Annotated in this window: 22 protein-coding genes; 18 read left to right on the plus strand and 4 right to left on the minus strand. The window is 42.2% G+C overall.

Going from position 1 to position 23,229, the window contains the following annotated elements:
* Nucleotides 1-19: 19 nt before the first annotated feature.
* The 4 genes from I6E83_RS09155 to I6E83_RS09170 all read left to right on the plus strand — a co-directional run bounded on the left by I6E83_RS09155 (nt 20) and on the right by I6E83_RS09170 (nt 5,634).
* The gene (locus tag I6E83_RS09155; protein WP_197101317.1) at nt 20-1,291 is read left to right on the plus strand and encodes a carboxynorspermidine decarboxylase; all 1,272 of its coding nucleotides are present in this window, start codon (nt 20-22) and stop codon (nt 1,289-1,291) included.
* Nucleotides 1,292-1,553: 262 nt separating this feature from the next.
* Nucleotides 1,554-2,828, plus strand: a complete 1,275-nt coding sequence (locus I6E83_RS09160; RefSeq protein WP_197101319.1) for a saccharopine dehydrogenase family protein — start codon at nt 1,554-1,556, stop codon at nt 2,826-2,828.
* Nucleotides 2,829-3,263: 435 nt separating this feature from the next.
* Nucleotides 3,264-4,949 (plus strand): alpha/beta hydrolase-fold protein, encoded by a 1,686-nt coding sequence (locus tag I6E83_RS09165; protein WP_197101321.1) that lies wholly within the window; start codon nt 3,264-3,266, stop codon nt 4,947-4,949.
* A 145-nt stretch (nt 4,950-5,094) separates the two neighbouring features.
* The gene (locus tag I6E83_RS09170; protein ID WP_197101323.1) at nt 5,095-5,634 is read left to right on the plus strand and encodes a transcriptional regulator; all 540 of its coding nucleotides are present in this window, start codon (nt 5,095-5,097) and stop codon (nt 5,632-5,634) included.
* Nucleotides 5,635-5,699: 65 nt separating this feature from the next.
* Here I6E83_RS09170 and htpX read toward each other — a convergent pair whose 3' ends face one another.
* Nucleotides 5,700-6,614, minus strand: coding sequence for a protease HtpX (gene htpX, locus I6E83_RS09175; protein WP_197101325.1), 915 nt, complete (start codon nt 6,612-6,614; stop codon nt 5,700-5,702).
* Nucleotides 6,615-6,953: 339 nt separating this feature from the next.
* On the opposite strand from htpX, the gene I6E83_RS09180 reads away from it, so the two are divergent.
* Genes I6E83_RS09180 through I6E83_RS09190 form a run of 3 tightly spaced genes read left to right on the plus strand, consistent with a single transcriptional unit; the run spans nt 6,954 to nt 8,796 of the window.
* On the plus strand, nt 6,954-7,589 hold the full coding sequence (locus tag I6E83_RS09180) for a hypothetical protein (protein ID WP_197101327.1): 636 nt from the start codon (nt 6,954-6,956) through the stop codon (nt 7,587-7,589).
* 32 nt (nt 7,590-7,621) lie between these two features.
* On the plus strand, nt 7,622-8,440 hold the full coding sequence (locus I6E83_RS09185) for a PhzF family phenazine biosynthesis protein (protein ID WP_197101329.1): 819 nt from the start codon (nt 7,622-7,624) through the stop codon (nt 8,438-8,440).
* Between the two features lie 23 nt (nt 8,441-8,463).
* Nucleotides 8,464-8,796 carry a YnfA family protein gene (locus tag I6E83_RS09190; protein WP_197101331.1) on the plus strand — a complete coding sequence of 111 codons (333 nt, stop codon included), beginning with the start codon at nt 8,464-8,466 and terminating at the stop codon, nt 8,794-8,796.
* A gap of 238 nt (nt 8,797-9,034) precedes the next feature.
* On the opposite strand, the gene I6E83_RS14845 is transcribed toward I6E83_RS09190, so the two are convergent.
* Nucleotides 9,035-9,157: a hypothetical protein gene (locus tag I6E83_RS14845; protein ID WP_265090119.1), complete on the minus strand. Its 123-nt coding sequence runs from the start codon at nt 9,155-9,157 to the stop codon at nt 9,035-9,037.
* Nucleotides 9,158-9,504: 347 nt separating this feature from the next.
* On the opposite strand from I6E83_RS14845, the gene I6E83_RS09195 reads away from it, so the two are divergent.
* The 11 genes from I6E83_RS09195 (at nt 9,505) to radA (ending at nt 20,378) form a co-directional block, all read left to right on the plus strand.
* Nucleotides 9,505-10,140 carry a 6-pyruvoyl trahydropterin synthase family protein gene (locus tag I6E83_RS09195; RefSeq protein ID WP_197101333.1) on the plus strand — a complete coding sequence of 212 codons (636 nt, stop codon included), beginning with the start codon at nt 9,505-9,507 and terminating at the stop codon, nt 10,138-10,140.
* On the plus strand, nt 10,140-10,691 hold the full coding sequence (gene tsaE, locus I6E83_RS09200; protein ID WP_197101341.1) for a tRNA (adenosine(37)-N6)-threonylcarbamoyltransferase complex ATPase subunit type 1 TsaE: 552 nt from the start codon (nt 10,140-10,142) through the stop codon (nt 10,689-10,691). Before I6E83_RS09195 ends, tsaE begins: the two co-directional genes overlap by 1 nt.
* Before the next feature lie 23 nt (nt 10,692-10,714).
* Nucleotides 10,715-12,520 (plus strand): DNA mismatch repair endonuclease MutL, encoded by a 1,806-nt coding sequence (gene mutL / locus I6E83_RS09205; protein WP_197101343.1) that lies wholly within the window; start codon nt 10,715-10,717, stop codon nt 12,518-12,520.
* Between the two features lie 45 nt (nt 12,521-12,565).
* Nucleotides 12,566-13,744 (plus strand): tRNA (adenosine(37)-N6)-dimethylallyltransferase MiaA, encoded by a 1,179-nt coding sequence (gene miaA / locus I6E83_RS09210; protein WP_197101344.1) that lies wholly within the window; start codon nt 12,566-12,568, stop codon nt 13,742-13,744.
* Nucleotides 13,745-14,173: 429 nt separating this feature from the next.
* Nucleotides 14,174-14,707, plus strand: a complete 534-nt coding sequence (hfq, locus tag I6E83_RS09215; protein WP_110923773.1) for an RNA chaperone Hfq — start codon at nt 14,174-14,176, stop codon at nt 14,705-14,707.
* A gap of 232 nt (nt 14,708-14,939) precedes the next feature.
* Nucleotides 14,940-15,932: a KpsF/GutQ family sugar-phosphate isomerase gene (locus I6E83_RS09220; RefSeq protein WP_197101346.1), complete on the plus strand. Its 993-nt coding sequence runs from the start codon at nt 14,940-14,942 to the stop codon at nt 15,930-15,932.
* Nucleotides 15,933-15,997: 65 nt separating this feature from the next.
* On the plus strand, nt 15,998-16,564 hold the full coding sequence (locus I6E83_RS09225) for a KdsC family phosphatase (RefSeq protein ID WP_197101495.1): 567 nt from the start codon (nt 15,998-16,000) through the stop codon (nt 16,562-16,564).
* Nucleotides 16,561-17,145, plus strand: coding sequence for an LPS export ABC transporter periplasmic protein LptC (lptC, locus tag I6E83_RS09230; RefSeq protein WP_197101348.1), 585 nt, complete (start codon nt 16,561-16,563; stop codon nt 17,143-17,145). Before I6E83_RS09225 ends, lptC begins: the two co-directional genes overlap by 4 nt.
* A 163-nt stretch (nt 17,146-17,308) precedes the next feature.
* Nucleotides 17,309-17,797 (plus strand): lipopolysaccharide transport periplasmic protein LptA, encoded by a 489-nt coding sequence (lptA, locus tag I6E83_RS09235; RefSeq protein ID WP_227680898.1) that lies wholly within the window; start codon nt 17,309-17,311, stop codon nt 17,795-17,797.
* A gap of 77 nt (nt 17,798-17,874) precedes the next feature.
* The gene (gene lptB / locus I6E83_RS09240) at nt 17,875-18,654 is read left to right on the plus strand and encodes an LPS export ABC transporter ATP-binding protein (RefSeq protein WP_413787058.1); all 780 of its coding nucleotides are present in this window, start codon (nt 17,875-17,877) and stop codon (nt 18,652-18,654) included.
* A gap of 287 nt (nt 18,655-18,941) precedes the next feature.
* The gene (radA, locus tag I6E83_RS09245; RefSeq protein ID WP_197101352.1) at nt 18,942-20,378 is read left to right on the plus strand and encodes a DNA repair protein RadA; all 1,437 of its coding nucleotides are present in this window, start codon (nt 18,942-18,944) and stop codon (nt 20,376-20,378) included.
* A 119-nt stretch (nt 20,379-20,497) separates the two neighbouring features.
* Here radA and I6E83_RS09250 read toward each other — a convergent pair whose 3' ends face one another.
* Both I6E83_RS09250 and rodA read right to left on the minus strand, forming a co-directional pair.
* Nucleotides 20,498-21,112 carry a septal ring lytic transglycosylase RlpA family protein gene (locus I6E83_RS09250; RefSeq protein ID WP_197101354.1) on the minus strand — a complete coding sequence of 205 codons (615 nt, stop codon included), beginning with the start codon at nt 21,110-21,112 and terminating at the stop codon, nt 20,498-20,500.
* A gap of 852 nt (nt 21,113-21,964) precedes the next feature.
* The gene (gene rodA / locus I6E83_RS09255) at nt 21,965-23,107 is read right to left on the minus strand and encodes a rod shape-determining protein RodA (protein ID WP_197101499.1); all 1,143 of its coding nucleotides are present in this window, start codon (nt 23,105-23,107) and stop codon (nt 21,965-21,967) included.
* Nucleotides 23,108-23,229: the final 122 nt, after the last annotated feature.

A 23,229-nucleotide genomic window follows, 5' to 3' on the forward strand; every position in this document is an offset into this window, starting at 1 on the left:
TGCTATCGGGTGCACCATTATGAATACATCGTCTACCAATCCAACTTTTACCAAATCTACTAGCCAGTCTATCACCGTACCAACGCCATACTATTTGCTTGATGAAGCGGCGATAGTGAACAACATGAAAATCATTGCACGACTGTGTGAGCTGTCAGGTGCAAAGGCATTATTAGCACTGAAATGCTTTGCGACATGGGGCGTGTTTGACATTATGCAGCCTTATTTGCATGGTACTACCTCATCATCACTCAACGAAGTCAGACTGGGCTATGAGACTTTTGGTAACAACGATGATGCTAATAGCAACGATGCGGGCAGCAAAGACAAAAAAGAAACGCATGCCTACTGCGTGGCCTATAGTGCAGATGAAATCCCTGAGGTATTAAAATACGCGGATAAAATCATCTTTAACTCTATCTCGCAGCTCAATACTTTTGGCGAGCAGGCACGTGCGCAAGACATTCCTGTCGGGCTGCGTCTAAACCCAAAAACCAGTAATTCGTCGTTTATTATCGCCGATCCAGCTCGTCCTTTTAGCCGTTTGGGTGAGCATGATAAAGCTAAGATTGCGGCAGTATTGGGTGATATTACAGGCGTCATGATTCATAACAACTGTGAAAACGATAGCTTTGAAGCGTTTAGTGAAAGTCTGGCGGATATTGAAAACAGGTTTGGAGATATTCTGGCGCAATTAGAATGGGTAAGCTTGGGCGGTGGTATTCATTTTATCGCGCCTGATTATCCACTGGAAAATCTCGCTACTCGTTTAAAAGTATTTAGCGAACAATATGGTGTACAAGTCTATCTTGAGCCAGGTGAAGCGAGTATCCATGGCGCTGGCTCGTTAGTCACGACTGTACTAGACACCATGCATAATGAAAAGCATCTTGCCGTGGTTGATTCGTCTATCGAAGCACACATGCTTGATCTACTGATTTATCGCGAGTCAGCACCCATTGCCGCTATCAATAATACAGTAATGGATGTCGCTCCTATCGGTCATTCAGTGATTGAGACGTCAGAACCTATTCTCGACAGTGAGGTAGACAGTACGCTCATTTATGGTCGTTCTTGTTTGGCAGGGGATATTTTTGGTGAGTATGACTTGCCAAGTAATTTACAGATAGGCGATCAGATTACTTTTGGCAATGCCGCAGGTTATACCATGGTTAAGAAAAATTGGTTCAATGGTGTCAACATGCCAGCTATCGTCATTCGCCGTCTTGATGGCTCGATTGATGTACAGCGTGAGTTTGATTATCAGGAATATAAGGCGAGCTTGTCTTAACATTCAGAACTGATTGTTAGCCAGCGTTATGCTTACATTGTTAATAAGATTCATATTTATTCATGAATTTTTGTCAAAAAGAGCGTAAAAAATTGCTATAATCGCCTCGGGCAAACAGTCATTGGCAGAAAATGATGCTTGCCCGACGGGTGCGTGGGTTTTCCTCGGTCTTCCTTTTTAATTCACGCATATCATTCACTCGTTTCTGTTTTGCATAGCCGCTATCAATGGTATCGACAGGGACACAAAGGAGGATTGTTCATTGAACACAAACCAACAAGCTACAACCAACAAAAAAGACGTGCTCATCATTGGAGCAGGCGGTGTCGCTCAAGTGGTTGCGCATAAATGTGCAATGCATAATGACGTGCTTGGCAATATTCATATTGCGTCGCGCACGGTAGATAAATGTGATGCCATCGCCCAAAGTGTGCAAGAGAAAGGCAGCTTTAAGCAGCCAGCGACTTTGCATACGCACCAAATCGATGCCATGGATATCCCTGCGCTGATACAGCTGATAAAAGACACAGGCATCCAAATCGTCATCAACGTTGGCTCACCTTTTTTGAATATGAGTGTGCTAGAAGCTTGTATCGAAACGGAAGTTGCTTATATTGATACGGCTATTCACGAAGATCCTCGTAAGATCTGTGAGACGCCGCCATGGTATAGCAACTATGAGTGGCAGCGTAAGCAGCGCTGTGCCGACAATAAGATCACAGCTATCTTAGGTGCAGGATTCGATCCCGGTATGGTCAACGCTTATGCGCGTCTTGGCTATGACATGATGGATGCAGGCTCAGTCACAGACATCGATATTATCGATATCAATGCTGGTAGCCATGGCAAGTATTTTGCCACTAATTTTGACCCTGAGATTAACTTCCGCGAATTTACGGGTACGGTTTACTCTTGGCAAGATCGTAAGTGGCAGTCAAACAAAATGTTTGAAGTAAAGCGTACGGATGATCTGCCTGTCGTAGGGATGCAAAACAGCTATCTGAGCGGCCATGATGAGATTCATTCGTTATCAGCTAACTTGGATGTGCCAAACATTCGCTTTTGGATGGGTTTTGGTGAGCATTATATCAATGTCTTTACCGTGCTTCAGAGCTTAGGTCTATTGTCTGAGCAGCCTGTCATGACCGCTGAAGGGCAAGAAGTTATCCCTCTAAAAGTGGTGAAAGCTGTACTACCAGATCCAAGTTCTTTAGCAGCAGAATATACTGGCAAGACTTGTATCGGTGACAAGGTTAAAGGCAAGATAGATGGCGTGGATAGCGAAGTATTTATCTACAACGTCTCTGACCATAAAGACGCATATGAGGCCATGGGTAGCCAAGGTATTTCTTATACTGCGGGCGTCCCACCTGTCGCGGCTGCTATGCTTATTGCTACCGGTGAATGGGATGCAGGCAAGATGGTCAACGTCGAAGAGCTTGATGCCAAGCCACTTATCAATCTATTGAATAAGATTGGTTTGCCAACTCGTATCAAAGACGAGAATGGTGATAGAGCGCTTGAGTTTGATATCTAGTTAGTCGTAATTTGTATCACCAAGCCCCTTTGACTCAATAGTGAGTCAGAGGGGCTTTTTTTTGTTTTTACAAAATTTTAGGTTCAAGAGTTTGCAAAAATATTAAGCCGTTATAGGCATTCAATTTACAAAACTTAAATGATAATGATTTTTAATATCATTAATAATGAAAATAAGGTAGTATTTCAGCTTTGTATCATTTGCTAGGGTGTGTCTTCATTTTAAAAATGATGATCAAAATAAGATAAATTGCAGTCAAACGAGGAAAATAGCACAGATAATATCGGGATATTAACCAGATATTTGACGATGTTTGGCAAAATTTAGCTATTTTTAGCCCATTTAGAGGGCACTCGTTTGAATTGATGACACGCCCTAACATCTTGTAACGGCGGAGGTTAGATGTTTGTCAGTGAATAGAATAAGGAGCAATGAATGACATACACACGTTTTTTCTCTAATAAATGGGCTATAGCAGGATTTACTTGTTTGTTATATTCGAAATCATTTTCGGCATTTGGTTCGGAGATACCAGTGTTAAAAGTGGGAAATCCTTTGAAGGGTGAGCTAAGCCATCTCAACAGTGAAAATAGTAATGCTAAGTCACAGTCACAGCATAAGTCATTGGATATCCGTATTCCCTGTGAAAAAGGCGATTATCTAACTGGGTATGTGGAAAGTGGTAAAAATATGGTGACGATGGATATCATCGATGCCACAGGAAAATTATCGCGCCGTTTGATTGACCATAAAACTGGCAAACAAAAATTCTATTCAGTAGCCGAAAACTGCCCAGAGACGTGGCGACTGTCTGGCACAGGTGCATATCAGATAGTGCTCGAACAACGTATCAGTCTGGCTGAGCAAGATTTAGAAGGTTCTTTAGAAAGTAATTCAGAAAGTTCTGATACGTTACTCAGCCCAAAAGTATCGGCATTACGTGAATCACTGCAAAAGGGTGAGAGTACTGACAGTTTTTGGGCAGATGTAGAAGCATTAGGCACGCCGCTGCTCGAAGAGACGCCTTCGGGCACCTTGATGACGTTTTTAGCGCGAGGCGACTATCGTAATATCAAGCTAATGGGTGGCCCGTCCAATAATCATGATGCATTGCAACGATTGGCGGACTCTGATACGTGGTACAAAAGTTTTATTGTGCCAAACAACACGCATTTATCTTATCAAATCGCTCCAAATGTACCTCAACCACCATTGTCTGGGCGTGCCCGTAGAATTGCCATAAAATCTGTGGCTCAGGCCGATCCTTATAACCATCATCCATGGCCTGATTCAGCAATCGACAAGTACACAACCAAATCTACTGTTACGTTAAAAGATGCGCCAAAAAGGCCTTGGGTAGATGTGCAAAAAGAAACCCCCAAAGGCGAGCTTTCTACTTTTAAATTTACCAGCAGTACGTTAGACAATACCCGTGACATTACTATCTATTCTCCTGCTATTGATGACAGCCAGAATAATAGAGACGATGGGGTGTTGTTGTATATCTTTGATGCGGAAGCCTATATCGATACGGTTGGATTGCCAACGATATTAGATAATTTAATCGCAGAAGGTGAGATTCCACCGGTGACGGCAGTGTTTATCAGTAATCCTGATGGGGATGCCCGTGCGCGCGAATTGCCTGCCAATCCTGTATTTGCAGATGTATTGGCCAATGAGCTGGTGCCGCAAGTAAATAAACGGTTGCCAGTAGCGATATCAAAGGATAGAACGGTCATTGCAGGGTCGAGCTATGGCGGATTGGCTGCCATGACGATCGCACTACGTCATCCTGATATATTTGGCAATGTTATCTCTATGTCTGGTTCTTTTTGGTGGAAGCCAGAAGATCAGACAGCAGATGATAAGCATTTTGTAGCGTCTGAAGTCATAAGAATGGATAAGGCACCCGTTCGTTTCTTTATGAGTGCTGGCGTGTTTGAAACAGCTCGTGGGGAAAGTAGTAGCAATGGTATATTGGGAACCAATCGTCATCTGCGTGATGTGTTATTGGCAAAAGGGTATGACACTCGTTATGAAGAGTATGGTGCAGGGCATGACTATTTTTCTTGGCGAGGAATAATAGGGGATGGTTTGATATCGCTTTTTCCGTCTAAGTAAAAGAAATAACTAAAGCGTGTTTTCAAATAACCAAATCCTCATGCATGATTAGGGTCGTAGATACGCAAAATTTCAATAATATAGTCATCAAGCATCGATTATGATGAATGAGGTTTGATCTTATATTTGAATAATGGGAATAAGTATGGATATGGATGAGGTGTTTGCTGCTATAGCAGGTGAAACATTAGAAGTTCATCAGGAAAAATATAAGTTAAGCTCAAGAATATCAAGTGAAGCAAGTCAGTATATGGAAACAGATTCTTCAGATTGGCCACCCATTACCTTTAATTGGGATTTATCAGAAAAAGGTCAACGTTTCTCTTTAGATGGTGACAATGAATTAAGTTTTAAAACTCAATATCCAGAAGGTTTTATATTGGGAACAGTGGAATTAGATGCTCTAGATAAAAAACTATGCCATTTTAGCCGTAGAGATAAAGGCGAGCTGTGGTCAGTAGGACATAAAAGTAGTTTGGCATATTTGATTGTTTATTTATCTGAAAAAAGACCTATATCACCGCCACTGGTAAAACCTCACCTTATCGGCGAGGTTATGTTGAAGGGTGGCCATCACCGGTATGCTATCGCAAAAGAAATAGGGGAGAAATATATTCCTATTTATGTCGAGCCAAAATATAGAAAAGAAATCGATAAACTTATGGAAATAGATTGGCTTAGCTAGAGTAGTGAAATACGCACTGTACGCTATATAAGCGTTTTGATGACAGCGTCATTATGTTTTCTTCATCACCCCTCACTAGGATTATATTCTCTCAACGCCGCAATACGGTCATCAAGCGTTGGGTGTGAGCGGAATAGATTTGCAATACTAAAACCTTGAGTTTGCCCAGACGAGATTGCAAACGCTTTCATACTCTCTGGCATTTGGTCGGGACGCTGTGCAGAAGGACGCAACGCATCAAGCGCACTGATCATTTTTTCACGGCTGGCAAGTTTTGCACCCATTTGATCCGCACGGAATTCACGTAATCGTGAAAACCACATGACGATGGCAGACGCCAAAAACCCAAGCAGAATATCCATCACGATACTGGTAATGAAATAACCAACACCTGGGCGGCCACTGGTATTTTTAAACACAGTGCGGTCAACGAAACTGCCGATAATACGTGCAAAGAACATCACAAAAGCGTTCACCACGCCTTGAATGAGAGCAAGCGTGATCATATCGCCATTGGCCACATGACCAATCTCATGCGCCAATACCGCTTCGACTTCATCTTGATTCATATTCTGTAGTAGACCAGATGACACTGCCACCAGCGCCTTGTTTTTATTCCAGCCAGTCGCAAACGCATTTGGTTGCGAATTATTAAAAATACCGACCTCAGGCATACCGATTTTTACTGCTTTGGCTTGTTTGGCGACCGTATCGACTAGCCATTGCTCGGTAGCATTGCGTGGAGATTCTATCACCACCGTACCCGTTGATCTTTTGGCCATCCACTTTGATATAAACAGGGATACCATCGAGCCAACCATACCGTAGATACCACACATAATGGCAAGGCTAACATAATTAAGACCGCCTGCGCCGTGGACACCGCCAATCCCAAAAAACCTCGACAATATACCAAACACAATGCTAAATACCACAATCACTGCTAAGTTGGTCAATAAGAATAATCCAATGCGCATCATGATGCTAACTTCCTATGTAAAGTGTCGGTACGACCTCGATAGAGCGCTCTCTAAGAGGTTTGTCTGCTATAGTCAAGTCCATATAAATCCGCTACATCGTCATCCTCGCTAAGCATACTAATGTATCACTTGCACTCGGCTTCCTTGTATCGAAATTATTTGAATTCAACTATATGATGGATTTTACGGTAATTCTGACTGTCATGTCATTTTAATCAGGGTATATTGGATAATGACAATGGTGCTCACATCGACTATCGAATAGGTGGTCTTACATACTATTGTAAACAAAAGCATGTATGGCGATTGATTTAATTATTATAAATTGGAGTGATTATTATGGCGAACCGTAGTTATCTGTATTCGACCAACACTATCCCCGAACCAAATCAAGATGATAGCAGCCGTGTGCTAACTGGTATTTCAGAATATAATTATGATATTCCAATCGTCTTTAAAATTTTACTCTCTGGTAATCCGCAAGCCTGTCTATCAGTAATTTGGGACAACCCTGAAAAGATTGCTCTCATTGGGGATTATGCAAGCGGTGTGCAAAACCTTGAAGCATTCTTAGCAGGTATCACGTTACCTGCTGCTCAAGCTCCAATTGCAGAGGCGCTTGAATTTTTAAAAATGCCTAAGAACCAAAGTCAGTATTTTATTTTGGAGTGTGGCGAGATTTTTGAGATGAGTGAGACGCCAGTAGAAGCGCAAAATCTGGCACTTCTCAATCAAGTGCAGAACCTTCAGCCTGAGATAGAGGCCGCATATCAGTCACTGTTATTGCCTGCGCCAGTAGTGAGCGACCAGCCTAAACCTATTGGCTTCTGGGCAAAACTGTTCGGTCGTCGTCCAACACGGCCAAAAGCATTGTCCTCGAATAACTCAGAACAAGCTATCTACGATCTCGGCCTTGGACTTTGGTCAAATATTCTGTATTTTGACTTCTCTGGAGAGGATGAAGGCAAAGATTAATCTTTAAACACTTATAAAATTGAGAATATAACATGCAGCTAGAAATAAATGTCATCGATGCTTTCACTGATAGCGTTTTTAAGGGTAATTCCGCAGCGGTTATTATCACAGAAAATTGGTTGTCCGATGCGCTGATGCAATCTATTGCGATGGAAAACAACTTATCCGAGACCGCATTTTTAGTTTTAGATAAAACGGATGATGCAGGTATCTACCATATCCGTTGGTTTTCACCATTTACTGAGATTGCTTTTTGCGGGCATGCAACCTTGGCATCTGCCTTTGTGTTATTTAAGAAAAATCCTACTCTAACGTCTATCAAACTCTCAGCCAAAGCCGTTGGTATTTTGACCGTTGTGCAAACAGACACTGGTAAAATACAAATGGACTTCCCAAACAGAAAGCCTGAAAAGATTACCGACATTCCTCAGGAGTTGTTGGCAGGTCTTTCAGTCGTTCCTGTTGACGTTTATCGTAATGAGCAAGCGTATTTCGTGATTTATAATTCTGAAGCTGATGTGCTAAATGTAGAACGTGATAATGAAAAGTTAAAGCAGCTAGCGCCTTTAGATGTGGTGGTGACATGTCAATCTGAATCAGACGACTATAAAAATTACGATTTTATTTCGAGATATTTTTGGCCTGCCAATGGTGGCGATGAAGACCCTGTGACAGGATCGGTGCATACAGGTTTAGCGCCATTATGGGCTGAGCGTTTGGAGAAAAATGAATTGGTTGCTTATCAAGCCTCCAGTCGCGGTGGGGTACTCGATTGCATGGTTGTCGAGGATAGGGTGCTAGTCTCTGGCAATGCTGTACAGTATCTGACTGGTTTTATTACCATTGAGTAGTAATGGGTGAGGAGTAGTAAGTTTTGACAGAATTAAAGACCGTTGGGCTATTTGGGCTTACTGCATTAGCAGAAATTATCGGTTGCTACCTGCCTTATCTATGGCTGCGAGAAGGTAAGTCAATCTGGCTTTTGATTCCTGCTGTACTGAGTTTAGCAGCCTTTGTTTGGTTGCTGACATTGCATCCAACAGCAGTAGGCAGAGTCTATGCCGCTTACGGTGGGGTATATGTTGTGATGGCCATTTTGTGGTTGTGGACAGTGAATGGTATACGACCAACCACTTGGGATGTTGTAGGTTCTATTGTCGCGCTATTAGGAATGGCGATTATTATGTTTGCACCGCGCAGTGGCTAGGGCGTGTCCTCAATTCAATCGATAGTTATCTAAATGGGTTAAAAGTGGCTAAATCTTGTCAAATAGCTGACTAATATCTCGATATTATCTGCGCTATTTTCCTTGTTTGACTGCGATTTATCTCATTTTTATCATCATTTTTAAAATGAGGACACGCCCTAATTAAAAATTAGTAGCTCACTCAAAAAAAATGCCAATCAAACCGTTAAGTTTGATTGGCATATTGAGACACTTACTATTAATGCTTACCTAAGATACTGCCGCTGTCTTCTTTCTTAGCTTGTTTTGCCGCTTTCTTTTCTTTTGCCGTCAAAAGCGGCTTCTTTTTTACATTCTTTTTACTGTCTTGACCTTTGCTCATGGTAGTTTCCTTTTTAGATAACACATGCCATTCTCTAAGCCAAAGTGAGCTGGTTTGAGGCAGTGCCGTTATAATGACGGCCAACATAGCCGTTTACTGGGTTGAGTATAGGCTTAAGCACTAGTAATAGATAGTATTCGCACAATTCGTCTACGATTAAATGGATTGCTCCTATTAACTAAAATTGCGTCATGTCAATTCGTATAATAAATATGAGTATTCATAAGTGCTTACTTACGGATACATGGCGATTTGCTATAATGAGCGACAAGCCGATGAATAGACGCGGCAAACTCTTATTTATTAACATTTAGCACCATCGTGCTTACTGTTTTGGTCAAATTATTATGCGTATTCGTAAACTTTTTAAATTTGAAAATGCTCATATCGTTCGTAATTGTAGTTCTGAACGTTGCAAGCATTCTATCCATGGTCACAGCTATCAGATTGAGCTGATTCTAGAAGCCAAGCGCTTAGATCACGGTCAGATGGTCTATGATTTTGGTCTGTTAAAGTCTTCGATCAAAGACATCATCGACAGCTTTGATCATGCTATCTGTTTTTGGAATAAAGACGATCCTGAGTATATCGATGCCTGTAAGAAGTTCAGTGCGCGCTGGATAAGCTTGCCAGTATCACCGTCAGCAGAGCAATTCTCACGCGTTATCTTCTTTTGGGCACAAGAGATTTTGCGCCAGACTCAAATGCAAAATGGCGAGTCAGATGTCAGTGTTTATTCAGTGATTGCCCACGAAACAGCAACGGGTTATGCGCAGTGTTTCGCTGATGATGTGGCCAATGATCAAATGGGCAAACTGGTTTTGGAAGAATTTGCATTTAGTGACCAAGTTTCTAAAGAATGGCATGACCCTGAACTGTATGCCAAACTGATTCGCGGTGAGAGTTTTATCAACCCATCAGTGACCATGCAAGTACAGACAGAGCAGGTACAAACAGAGCAAGTACAGGCAGGTTCAGACTGATGCACACTGATGAATCTATAAAAGACGACACATACTCTCAAACATTGATACTGAACTCTGAGCAAGATACTCAATCATTGGCGCAGCAGTTAGCTGATTTGCCATTGACAGGCAGTGTGTGGCTGGCAGGTGACTTGGGTGCAGGTAAAACCACGTTGACTCGTTATTGGCTGCAAGCGCTTGGTCATGCAGGCGCAGTCAAAAGCCCAACGTATACCTTGGTTGAGCCTTACAGTATTCAGAAAAGTGATGGCTCGATTAAGCCAGTTTATCATGCAGATTTATATCGTCTGCAAGATCCAGAAGAACTGTCTTTCATTGGGTTTGATGAGTATCTCGATGAGCCTGAAGCATTAGTTATCATCGAATGGGCTAGCCGTGCGGATGGCTATTTACCACCGCCGACTTTGTTTATTGATATGACCCAAGGTGATGGTGATCATCATGGTAAAGAATCTCGTTTGGTGGAGTTGCGACTATCGAAAGCAGGACAAGCGCTAGATTTAGATCTATCAACGCTCAAAATTGAATGTTGTACCAAACGCCTGTAGCCCAAAATATATGATGCTTATTCATGTCTGATAATTACGCTAATACACGTATCAAAAAACTGTCGCCATTGTTAATCAATCAATTAGCAGCGGGTGAGGTAGTGACGCGTCCGGCAGCTGTGGTCAAAGAGCTGCTGGAAAATGCCATCGATGCAGGCGCGACCAATATTGAGGTTCGCATCACTCAAGGCGGTATGGGCTTGATTGAAGTGGTCGATAATGGCGTTGGTATCCATCCCGATGATATGGTCATGGCCATTACCCGTCACGCAACCAGTAAGGTTGCTGATGTCGCTAATCTACACGGAATTACTACTTTGGGGTTTCGCGGTGAGGCATTAGCAGCAACGGCTGCAGTGTCCCGTTTGACTCTGACGAGTAGCCATGATGATAGCGGTGTTGGTCGTCAGTTACAGGTCGCTGGTGTCTTGGCTGATACACCAAAATTAATACCTGTCGTACACAATTGTGGAACGACGATTACCGTCAAAGATTTATATTTTAATGTACCAGCCCGTCGCGGTAATTTGAAATCTATTGCGACTGAGTTTGGGCATATTGAGACTATCGTGCGAGAAGTTGCTTTGGCACGAGCAGATGTGTCGCTGACGCTGTTTCACGACAATAAAAAACGGCTGTCATTATCCGCAAGTACTACGGGTATGAATAATCACGATGACAGTCGTTTGCCATTGCCGCGTCTAGAACAAGCGACTGGCATGGCATTGACGGATAATGCGTTAGCAATATCGATAGATTTAACGAATCTTATACAGCCGTCTGTAGAGTACGGTAATAGCAATATTAGTCAGGCAGCGATTAGTGGCTGGCTATGGCCGCTGCATCATGAAAAATCTGACTTGCCAAAGCTAATCTATGTGAATGGTCGACTGGTCAAAGAAGCATTGATTAGTAATCAGATGCGTCAATTGGCTCAGAGTGCGCAATTAAATGGTATGGGTTACGCACTTTATTTTGACCTACCAACCCAATGGCTCAATATCAATGTGCATCCATCGAAGCAGCGCATTAAGATTAGCCCACTAAATAATATCATGGCGCACTTAAATCACACGATTCAGTCTCAACTGAAAACAATCAGTGTGCCCACCTCTGTACCAACGTCAAAGGTTACTAGCTCGAAAATATCGGATTTATCAGACAGTGATATTTCAAACAGTGATATGTCTAAAGGCAATCTATCAGAGCTGTCTGTGTCAAATGCTCTGTCTACAAATGGCTCAAGCTACAACGGGCAAGTACAAGCGCCTAGGCAGCCTTATCAACCCGATTCAAGTCAATCGTTTTCAGCCAAACCATCGTCTTCAAGCAATGCATCTTTAAGCAATATATTTCCAAGCAAGCCGTTATCTCAAGAGTCAACGCACGCTTATATTGATGAGCGATCAGGCCAAGCTAGCAGTAGCTCTTCACTTTGTTCCGCTGGAATGCTTGCATCTGTATCCTTACCAGTTTGCTTAGATATTATTGACGATGTAGAGGCTATTGGTATTGACTCAAACGCAGAGGACAAACAGCTACCTTGGCTGTTATTTTATCACCAAGAGCAGTGTGTATTGATAAACGCTAAAGGTTGGCAGTTTAAAGTAAGTCAGTTATTTGAGTCACTTGCATCTGGTCATCAAATATTCAAAAAAGCTAGATTGCCAGACAGTGCGAATGAGCTTAATCAGCAACTTATTGAAATAAATATGCAAATGTCTGCACAGGATTCAATGGTTTTTGCGAACGATCTTACTGAAATAATTATGAACAATGCTATTAAAGCAATAGATAGCCACTACTTAGTAAGGCTAATGCTATCCTGAATACTTAAAAATAACCGTTATCCATACATTATGAAAGGCCACCTTATGCAACATTCGTCTGATAGCCTCCCTCACAAGCTAGCGGATAATAGCGTAGTCTGTCTTATGGCGCCAACCGCAAGTGGCAAAACTGCATTGGCATATGAGCTATATGATACAGGGCGCTACGAGCTAATTTCAGTAGATTCAGCATTGATATACTGTGATATGACTATCGGTACAGCAAAGCCGTCAGCTGATGAGCTGGCACGTTATCCACATCATCTGGTTGATATCATTGATCCGACACAGAGCTATAGTGTTGCTGAGTTTGTTGCAGATGTTGCTAATTTGATTGATAACTGTCATAAGAATGGCAAGATACCATTGCTAGTGGGTGGTACCATGATGTATTACATGGCGCTACTTGATGGACTATCACCTGTGCCTGATAGTGATGATAGCGTGCGCGCTCGTGTGGATCAGTGGCGGCAAGAGGAAGGTATTGAAGCACTGCATGATTACCTTGGTCAAGTTGACCCGATAAGTCATGAGCGTCTTAATGCAACTGATACTCAGCGCATTACCCGAGCGATTGAAGTTTATCTGCAAACAAACATCCCAATTAGTGACTGGCAACGTCAACCTAAACAAGCACTGGCACATAATCCAAAGCAGCAATGGCATGCACTATCAGTGATGCCAAATCGTCCATGGCTGCATGCGCGTATTGCTCAGCGTTTAGATATAATGTGGGATGAAGGGCTGGTAGCTGAAGTGATTGGCTTACTTGAGCAATATACATTAACACCTAATTTGCCTGCTATGCGCTGTGTTGGCTATCGACAGGTATTAGAGTATTTGGTACATATTGATCATCCAATATTTGAGTTACCGCATTTGGACAAAGCGCAGTTTTATGCTGCTTTTGGAGAATATTCAGAATCAGTAGATGGACAAGCAACATCAAATAATACCGCTGAGCTGTCAGCGCAATCATTGCTATCCAGTGCAGAGACCGAGTCACTTGCTTGTCAGCAAATGCAAAATAAGGCATTATATGCTACAAGACAACTGGCAAAACGGCAGTACACTTGGTTGCGTAAAGTAATGCAATTGCCTCATGCCACGACAGATGTGGTAAAGATGCCTGATTTATCTAACGATGAGAATAGCTCTATAAACACGGGTATGATTATAAAGTCATTTACAACGATGGTGCAGGCAAGAGAGTATCTATACTAAAAATTGCTCGTATGAGTAGACTATCAGCTCAAGGGTAAGTTGCGCGTAAAGCGTAATGTACTGAAAATTTGGTATAGAAACAGACGCTACACAGCCATCAGAAAGTAGTGACAATTAGTTTCAAATTATAACGTAGATAACTGCTATAATTTAAATCTATGAAAGTAACGGCTTTAACACTACTTTCCTAATTGCTAGTTACTGATGCTTGTTGAAAATAATCATCAATGATACAAGTAGTTACTTAATTATTTACAATAATAATGTATTCACGATAAAGTGGAATCACTTGACAACAATTAGGGTTTATTTAGATACGTTTTATAAAGATAGCTTATTATTGTATCTACCTTCAGCCATTATAATTAAATCAACACTTAAAATAATTGGCGCTCAAAACATAACTATATAATATTTAGGAGAGATTTCATGTCAAAAGGACAAACTTTACAAGATCCGTTCTTGAATTCGCTGCGCAAAGACCGCATTCCTGTTTCTATTTTTTTGGTCAACGGCATCAAACTGCAAGGCCAAATTGAGTCATTTGATCAATATGTTGTTTTGCTTAAGAATACTGTGAGTCAAATGGTGTACAAACATGCTATCTCGACCGTAGTACCAGCTCGAAATCCTCGTAGTAGTACGACGACTGGCACTAGTACCCAACAACCTCAAAGCGCAGCGCCAACGGCCTATCAAGGTGGCGGTTTCGAGCGTGGCAGTAACCCTGCTAGCACGGGTGGTTTTGAAGAGCGTGGTTTTGCTTCTAACCGTAGTGGTTTTAATCGTGGCGGATTTAGCCAAGGCCAAGAGCGCGGATTTGAACGCGGTAGCTTTGGTCAAGGTCAAGAGCGCGGTTTTGAGCGTGGTGGATTTGGTCAGGACCGTGGTTTTGAGAATCCAGCAGACAACGCAGGCTTTGAAGATAAGCCAAATGATGGATCTAATGATAACAACGGTTAAATATCTCAGTGCATTGCCTCAACTGTATCGTTAAGATATGACTTATTCGATTAAGACCTGCTACTATAGTGGGTTTTTTTTGTATAAACAAACACACAATAATGATTCAATAGATAGTTCGTAATGGCTATCGATAGGTTTTGCCTGATGCTATTAACAGCCTAATATTATTAATATTAGTCATAGTGTAGTAAAATACCTGATTGATTCATTATAAAAATAGAGCGTTTTTATGGATAATACCCAAGCCAATTTGACCCATAATCAGTTTATCAATAGAGCTATTGAGGCGATTAATACCGAAATATCTGCGCTAACATTATTGACAGAACAGATAGATGATAGATTTGCACAAGCTTGCGATACTATCTTGGCCTGTCAGGGTCGAGTGGTAGTGACCGGTATGGGTAAGTCAGGATTGATTGGCCGTAAAATCGCGGCAACATTTGCCTCTACTGGTACTCCATCATTTTTTATGCATCCTGGTGAAGCGGGACATGGTGACTTGGGTATGTTAGTAAAGGGTGATGTGCTACTGGCTATCTCTAACTCGGGTGAGTCTGATGAAATCAAGATGCTACTGCCTGTTGTTAAACGTTTAAATATTCCATTGATTAGCATTAGCCGTGATAAGCGTGGCATGCTGCCTCGTGCCGCTGATATTGTCTTGACACTTGGTCAGTTTCAGGAAGCTTGTCCTCTTAATCTGGCACCTACCTCGAGCACCACGGCCACGTTGGCCCTTGGCGATGCACTGGCAGTTGCTTTAGTACATGCTCGCAATTTTACCTCAGAAGATTTTGCATTGTCGCATCCAGCCGGTGCATTAGGTCGTCAGCTGCTAACGCGAGTTGAAGATTTGATGCATACTCAGTCTGAAAGTTTGCCACTTATTCATCAGAACGCTCCACTGCAAGAAGCTTTGTTTACGATGTCTGCTGGGCGTTTGGGTATGACAGTGGTGACTGATGAGAGTGATAAAGTCATTGGTGTGTTTACAGATGGTGACCTGCGCCGTGGCCTAGAAAAAGGCATTGATCTACAAACGCCAATGGGTGAATTGATGATTAGTAATCCACGCCGTATTAGTAAATCTATGCGTGCCTCAGATGCACTTAGCGTGATGAATGAAAACAGTATCAGTCAGTTATTAATTATTGATGACGAAGATCGTTTAGAAGCGATTATTACGGTACATGACTTGTTGCAAGCGGGTGTAAAGTAAGTAGACTGGTGGTATCGGCGTATCATAATAAAATCTAATAAACGGCTTTAAGCAAGAGGTAGATGATGCAGGACTTAATCAAAAAAGCTGGACAAGTAAAATTACTGGTAATGGATGTTGATGGTATATTATCAAATGGTCAAATCATCTATGACGCCAATGGTATCGAGACCAAAACATTTTCAGTTCATGATGGCGTTGGTGTTAAGTCTTTAGCGCGTTATGGTATCTTAACGGCTATTATTACTGGCCGTAGCAGTGCTATGGTTGATAAACGTGCCCTCGAGATGGGTGTTGGCTATGTGGTACAAGGACGTGATGATAAGCTCATTGCGCTAAATGAGCTGCTATCAACCCTTGATCCAGCACTCAATATTACGGCCGCTGATTGTGCTTATATGGGTGATGATTTACCAGATATTAAAGCGATGCAAACAGTCGGGTTTGCTGCAACAGTCCCTAATGCGCATGCGGAAGTAATCAATCGAAGCGATATGGTCACAACTCGTGCAGGTGGCACTGGTGCTGTACGCGAAATATGTGATCTCATCTTAAAGGGTCATGGACACTATCAAGACTTTATTGCGCACTATACGCTTGATGAAGTAAAAACTCAGGATGATTTGTCGTGAATACTCGTGTTTTAGTAATTATTGCATTAATTATTGCTGGTATTGCAGGTTGGTTTTTTCAGCAGCAGGGTGATATTGCGCCACCAGTTAGTATGGCGCCCACTGATGTCGATTATGAGGCATCAGAAATTAAGGCGGTACAGACTAACGATGAAGGTGAGACTGAGTATGAGCTGACGGCTGAGTCCTTGACGCATAATCCAGAGACCAATCTGGACGAAATGTCAGGTATCACTATGAATTGGGAGCCGTCCGCTGAACAGCGCTATCGTATTGAAGCGGGTACGGCTGCTATCAGTCAAGAGACAGGTGAGCTTAGTTTGTCAGGTGGCTTCTCACTTGTTAGCGAAGGCAAAAAAGGTACGTCTGAGGTTGAGCCGATAAAAGTGACAGGTAGTATCCTTAAAGGTAATACTAAGTCAGGCAAAGTATATAGTGACGAGCCTGTTCAGGTCGAGCAAGGAATGAACCGGTTTGAAGCCTCTAGTATGACTGCCAATCTTGAAACAGGTGAGTATGAGTTTGGCCACGTCGCTGTTGCTTTTACCCCTTCTGAACGTCAAGATAAAGCATTGTTCTAATGATAACGGTGCTTATTGCTTATATAAAAAGACAGCAGCTAGCATAAAGTTTGCAAATTCTACTACCCATTATAAAACGAGTGATTTTATGAAATCTAAATTTTTGCCTACTTTGCGCTCAAATGCAAAAACACATAGCTTGCGTCAACTGCGCAAGTTACCAATGGTCATGCTGCTAGCATTACCACTTTATAGCCATGCGCTACCATCAGATTCCAATCAAGAAATAAAACTGCTGGCTGACAAAGCGACTTATAGTGAGCGTACAGGCGTGACCAGTTACTCAGGCAATGTTAGTATTACCCAAGGTACATTTAAGATGACAGCGGACAATATCACTGTCAATTTATCGCAACAGCGTAGTATTAACTCCGCCGTAGCGACTGGGCGTCCAGCGACTATGCAGCAGGTAGTGACTCAAGAAAAAGGCTTAGCAAAAGGCCAAGCCAGCAAGATCGATTATAATGCAGTCACTGGCATCATCACTCTAACGGGTAATGCCAAGTTGGTTCAGAATGGTGCAAGTTTTGCTGGTAATGTCATTCGTTATAGCTTAAAAGCAGGTGATGTTGAGGCAACTGCTGGTGGTAATCAACGAGTAGAGTTGGTGTTTCCACCCAGTAATAGCAGCAGCCAAAGTGGCGTACGCTAAGACGTTAAATCGTCTATGTATCAATATTCAAACCAGCCTGCACCAGTGCTTAGATTTTTCAACAGTATGAGTAAGTTATGAGTGATAGTAAAAATATAGACTCTCCAGCCACAGGTAATAGTACAGTACCTGCTGAGCGATTATCGATGCAAAATCTAGGTAAGCGCTATGGTAAACGCTGGGTCGTAAAAGATGTCTCGTTCTCTGTTGAACAAGGACAAGTCGTTGGGTTGTTAGGACCCAATGGTGCGGGTAAGACGACCAGTTTTTATATGGTGGTGGGTCTGGTTAACATGGATAAAGGCCGTGTGACGTTAGGAAAAATGGACCTATCTAAATATGCAATGCATGAGCGTGCTCGTGCAGGTATTGGGTATTTACCGCAAGAAGCTTCTATTTTCCGTAAGTTGTCTATCGAAGACAACATTCTGGCTATTTTGCAAACTCATAAAGAGTTAAGTAAAAGTGAGCAAAAGCAAGAGCTTGAAAAATTAATTGGTGAATTCCATTTAGAGCATGTACGAAAATCTTTGGGGATGAGTGTGTCAGGTGGTGAGCGTCGTCGCTGTGAGATTGCGCGCGCATTAGCAGCCGACCCAAAATTCATCTTATTAGATGAGCCTTTTGCAGGTGTTGATCCTATCTCTGTAGGCGATATTAAAGACGTTATTCTGTCTCTAAAGAATCGTGGCATCGGGGTTTTAATTACGGATCATAATGTACGCGATACATTGGCCATTTGTGAAAAAGCTTATATCGTTTCAGAGGGCGCCATCATTGCGGAAGGTACTTCGGCTGAAGTTTTAGATAATGAATTGGTGAAGTCTGTCTATTTAGGTAAGGATTTTCAGGTATAAACCGATACTTTTTCATATATACCACGCTAATATTTAAGCTGGTTGCTAGAGTCAAAAGGTTTAACTGATGCCTTCAGCCAGCTACTGCTATCGCTACTTTTCTTATTTTTAGAACGTCACCTCATTTGATACCGTCCCTTCTATCGGTCACAGCCTATTATGGCTATGGCTGATTAATCTCTAAGTCATTCTTAAACTTAAACTTATAGTTACACTAGCACTCATACAAGTGTCACGATATTTTCTCAGTTATTTTTGATTGAACACCTGAATAAGGCTCATAAATTATGGCAAAAAATAAGAGCAGTTATGTCTGTCAGCATTGTGGTGCACATTTTGGCAAGTGGGCAGGTCAGTGTACCGATTGTGGCGAATGGAATAGCTTGGTCGAAGCGCCTAATGTCAGCATGCCACATCATAATAAAAACACAGCCAAACCTAATGCCAGTCGTGCCGCTTCTCGTAGTACTGGTGCACCTGCGGGTAATTATTCAGGTACGCATAGCGCGGTCATGCCACTCAATGCAGTCAGCGTAACATTAGACACGCGCCTACCAACGGGCATTGGTGAGTTTGATCGAGTGCTTGGTGGTGGATTGGTTGCTGGTTCTGTGGTGCTCATAGGTGGTGATCCTGGTATTGGTAAGTCGACTATCTTGTTGCAAACAGCGACTAATATGGCACGTGCTGACTCACTCGCAGGTAGTGCACTGTATGTGACGGGTGAAGAATCACTTGCGCAGGTAGCCATGCGCGCCAAACGTTTAGACTTGCCCGCAGATAGGCTTCGCGTACTCGCTGAAACCAATGTGGAAACAATTTGTGCAGCTTTGACACAAGAGCAGCCAGCGATTGCTATTATTGACTCTATTCAGACGATTTATACAGATGCGATTAACTCTGCACCGGGCGGTGTCAGTCAGATTCGAGAGTCTGCGGCGATTTTGACCCGCTATGCTAAGCAAACGGGCACCGCACTATTCTTAGTGGGTCATGTGACGAAAGAGGGCACGCTAGCAGGACCTCGTGTACTCGAGCATATGGTAGATACAGTGTTGTACTTCGAAGGTCAGTCAGACTCCAAGTTTCGCATGATTCGTGCCGTCAAAAACCGTTTCGGTGCGGTTAATGAGTTGGGTATCTTTGGTATGACTGACATGGGTCTTAAAGAAGTCGCCAATCCATCAGCGATATTTTTGAGTCGTTATGACAAACCTGTGGCTGGGTCTGTTGTTATGGTCAGCCGCGAAGGCACAAGACCTCTATTGGTAGAAGTACAGGCCTTAGTTGATGATTCGCAAGGTTCACCTAGGCGGATGGCATTGGGGTTAGATTTTCAGCGTCTATCTATGTTGCTAGCTGTCATGCACCGTCATGGTGGCATTCATACCAGTGGGCAAGATGTATATGTCAATGTGGTCGGCGGTGTCAAAGTCATCGAGACAGGTTCTGATTTAGCAGTGCTATTGGCCTGTGCCTCAAGTATTAAGGAACGGGCATTACCATCGTCATTAGCAGTTTTTGGCGAAGTAGGACTCTCTGGTGAAATTCGCCCTGTACCTAATGGGCAAGAGCGTCTCAAAGAAGCGATGAAGCATGGATTCAAGCATGCCATTATTCCGAAGGCCAATGCGCCTGCTAAGAATGCACCTCAGTTTAAAGGTATTAATGTCATTGCGGTAGAGCGGCTTGATGATGCGATTGAGAGCGCATTTGAATTGTAAGGTCTTATGTCTTTGATTCTGATATAGTCAATTTAAGCTAAATAAAAAAGCGCCTAACTCATCATGGTTAGGCGCTTTTTATTGTTTGATATAGCTATCAGATAAAGGTTGCGGCAGAACTATGGTCCTGAAACACGCTCAATAGAAACGTTGCCGACCCCTTTGTTCGTAATACCTAGGCGTTTAGCAGCGCCATAAGATAGATCTAATACGCGGTTGCCATGGAATGGACCACGGTCATTCACTTTTACCACGACGCTTTTACCGTTTGTCTTATTGGTAACTTTAACATAACAGTTCAATGGTAATGAGCGATGTGCCGCCGTCAATGCGTTCATGTCAAAGGTTTCGCCACTGGCTGTTTTACGGCCATGAAATTTACGACCATACCAAGACGCTAGGCCAGTCTGCTTAAATTTGCTGACTGAATTAGAGGCAACGGCTGTCAGACGCTCTAGTACGTCTTCATCATTGCTTACTTGGGTTGAGTCATTAGCCAACAGTGAACTGCTAAGTGCTAAAGAAGTAGGTTGACGTGCTGACTTAACCAAACTTGATGCACCATCATGTTGACGGCTAAGCTCACCAAGCACACGATCGATATGGGAGGCGTTATCTTGTGAAATCATCGCAAGGGAGGTTTTGGAGTCTGCAGCATTGGCATTAGTAACGGCTGTAGAGCCAGCAAACAATACTGCTGATACGGTAAGTAAACCAGATAAACGCTTATTCATAGATACCTCTATAACATGTACATTAAAACCTAACTCTAATCATGTTAGATAGAGTGTCACAGTATCCGTTCGAATTAACTGTGTCATACACTCTAAAGCCGCATTATTAATCTAGTTTTATATAATAATTGATACTAGATAGGACTTTTATAGATTTTAATATAGGGTAATTTTTCATCATCATAAGTCGGTTACAGTCACTTAACTGAAGGTACTTATGACACGCTCAAATGATAGTCAACGATATTCATAAAGCACATTACTTAAATAGGAAAGTTAAGTACTAAACCTATTATCTAATAAATGACTTTACGTATAACTTTGTGGCTAAACCGTTAATTAAGTAGTGTATTTGAAAGCTCAAAATCTACAAGCTGCTTACTATACGGCTGGGCTACAACTAGAATATAATTGAATGAAAACTTTTTTAGTAGCTCTGTACGGGTTATGTATCAAAGTACATTTGAACGAGGTTAACGCAATTATTTGTAAAAAACAAGGATTAAAATCTATCAGTACTATTTGTGGAGGTGTATTCTTTGAGGAAGAAACGAAAGGCAGGATTGATGTTTATATGATATATATCAACTATTTATAATTGTTTTTTATAGCGTGTATGAGTGATTTTTTGACGGCCATTATATTTTCTATTGAAATAGTCAGATACTAAAAATCATTAGTTGGGTCTAATATTTGATTGCTTAATATTCATGCTCAGCTGTTTTTAAATTTACTGCTGTCTAAACCCACTACTTTAATCCGTTAATTTAATGGTTAAAAGATTGGCTAGGAGGAGTGACATTCTATTTTACTCATCCCAGTTATCTTTAAGTATTTTTTGACAAATCAGCGTTAACCTGATTTATGGGTGTGAATAGACATTAGCAGCCCAAAGCCTGCCATTAGCGTTACGATAGCAGTACCACCATAGCTGATAAAAGGTAGAGGGACACCAACCACAGGTAAAATACCACCAACCATACCGACATTGACGAATACATAAACAAAGAAGGACATGGCAATAGCACCTGCTAACAATCTGCTATAGGCATCAGGATGGGTAAAGGCAATGTACAAGGCGCGCATGAGGATACAAGAGTAAATAAACATCAATAGCAATACACCTAGCAAGCCAAATTCTTCAGAAAAAGCGGCAATAATAAAATCCGTATGACCCTCTGGTAAGAAGTGTAGGTGCGACTGCGTACCCTCTAAGTAGCCCTTTCCTGTGAGGCCACCAGACCCAATAGCGGTTTTGGATTGAATAATATTCCAACCAGCCCCTTGAACATCGGCTTCAGGGTTTAGCAATGTCATGACGCGTGTTCGCTGATAGTCGTGTAATAGAAAGTTCCAAGCGAAGGCGATAAGAGGTACGGCTAGAATGGCTGCTGCTGAAATCAGTCGCCAAGATAGCCCTGCTAAAAACAACACAAAAATACCGCTGGCTGCTACCAATATCGAGGTGCCAAGGTCAGGCTCTTTGGCAATCAATAAGACAGGTACTATGATTAATCCCAACGTGATAGCGATACTAGAGGCAGACGGTGGTAACTCACGTTTGGACAGAAACCAAGCACACATCATCGGCATGCCCAGTCTCATAAATTCTGATGGCTGGACACTACCAAACCCAGGTAGGTTAATCCACCGCTGAGCACCCATACGTACTTCGCCGATGATATCAACTAGCACCAACAGTATCAGCCCAAGCACATAAAATATGGGCGTAAAGGTACGATAAATACTAGGAGGTATCTGCGCCATAATAACCATGACCGTAAACGCCACACCATAGCTGATCATCTGGCGTATGACCATATTGACGTCTTGGGCTGCAGCACTGTATAAAATCGTCAAACCAATGCAGCAAACCGTTAATAAAAGCAGTGTTAGCCATGGGTCGATATGAATACGCTGCCATAGCGTTGGTGCATGACCTTGGCCGAAGTGATGGCTCTGACGTGAAAAACGATATTGCGGATTAGAAGACATAGGCAAAGTGAGTCTGGCAATTGGTGTAAAAGAAAAGTTTTATCTAATGATATAGATTCAGAGAGAACAGGATGTTATTTACTAGGGCGTGTCTTCAATTCACCCGATAGTCATCTAAATGG

The sequence above is a fragment of the Psychrobacter sp. SZ93C1 genome (genome assembly GCF_015864635.1).
Lineage (GTDB): Bacteria > Pseudomonadota > Gammaproteobacteria > Pseudomonadales > Moraxellaceae > Psychrobacter > Psychrobacter fozii.

Bases quoted from the DNA above. Each gene is read 5' to 3' on its own strand.
- htpX (WP_197101325.1), bottom strand. From the start codon at position 6,614: ATGATGCGCATTGGATTATTCTTATTGACCAACTTAGCAGTGATTGTG.
- lptA (WP_227680898.1), top strand. From the start codon at position 17,309: ATGGTCATGCTGCTAGCATTACCACTTTATAGCCATGCGCTACCATCA.
- I6E83_RS09185 (WP_197101329.1), top strand. From the start codon at position 7,622: ATGCAGCTAGAAATAAATGTCATCGATGCTTTCACTGATAGCGTTTTT.
- I6E83_RS09180 (WP_197101327.1), top strand. From the start codon at position 6,954: ATGGCGAACCGTAGTTATCTGTATTCGACCAACACTATCCCCGAACCA.
- I6E83_RS14845 (WP_265090119.1), bottom strand. From the start codon at position 9,157: ATGAGCAAAGGTCAAGACAGTAAAAAGAATGTAAAAAAGAAGCCGCTT.
- rodA (WP_197101499.1), bottom strand. From the start codon at position 23,107: ATGTCTTCTAATCCGCAATATCGTTTTTCACGTCAGAGCCATCACTTC.
- mutL (WP_197101343.1), top strand. From the start codon at position 10,715: ATGTCTGATAATTACGCTAATACACGTATCAAAAAACTGTCGCCATTG.
- hfq (WP_110923773.1), top strand. From the start codon at position 14,174: ATGTCAAAAGGACAAACTTTACAAGATCCGTTCTTGAATTCGCTGCGC.
- I6E83_RS09195 (WP_197101333.1), top strand. From the start codon at position 9,505: ATGCGTATTCGTAAACTTTTTAAATTTGAAAATGCTCATATCGTTCGT.
- miaA (WP_197101344.1), top strand. From the start codon at position 12,566: ATGCAACATTCGTCTGATAGCCTCCCTCACAAGCTAGCGGATAATAGC.
- I6E83_RS09155 (WP_197101317.1), top strand. From the start codon at position 20: ATGAATACATCGTCTACCAATCCAACTTTTACCAAATCTACTAGCCAG.
- lptB (WP_413787058.1), top strand. From the start codon at position 17,875: ATGAGTGATAGTAAAAATATAGACTCTCCAGCCACAGGTAATAGTACA.
- I6E83_RS09225 (WP_197101495.1), top strand. From the start codon at position 15,998: ATGCAGGACTTAATCAAAAAAGCTGGACAAGTAAAATTACTGGTAATG.
- radA (WP_197101352.1), top strand. From the start codon at position 18,942: ATGGCAAAAAATAAGAGCAGTTATGTCTGTCAGCATTGTGGTGCACAT.
- I6E83_RS09250 (WP_197101354.1), bottom strand. From the start codon at position 21,112: ATGAATAAGCGTTTATCTGGTTTACTTACCGTATCAGCAGTATTGTTT.
- I6E83_RS09165 (WP_197101321.1), top strand. From the start codon at position 3,264: ATGACATACACACGTTTTTTCTCTAATAAATGGGCTATAGCAGGATTT.
- I6E83_RS09170 (WP_197101323.1), top strand. From the start codon at position 5,095: ATGGATATGGATGAGGTGTTTGCTGCTATAGCAGGTGAAACATTAGAA.
- tsaE (WP_197101341.1), top strand. From the start codon at position 10,140: ATGCACACTGATGAATCTATAAAAGACGACACATACTCTCAAACATTG.
- I6E83_RS09220 (WP_197101346.1), top strand. From the start codon at position 14,940: ATGGATAATACCCAAGCCAATTTGACCCATAATCAGTTTATCAATAGA.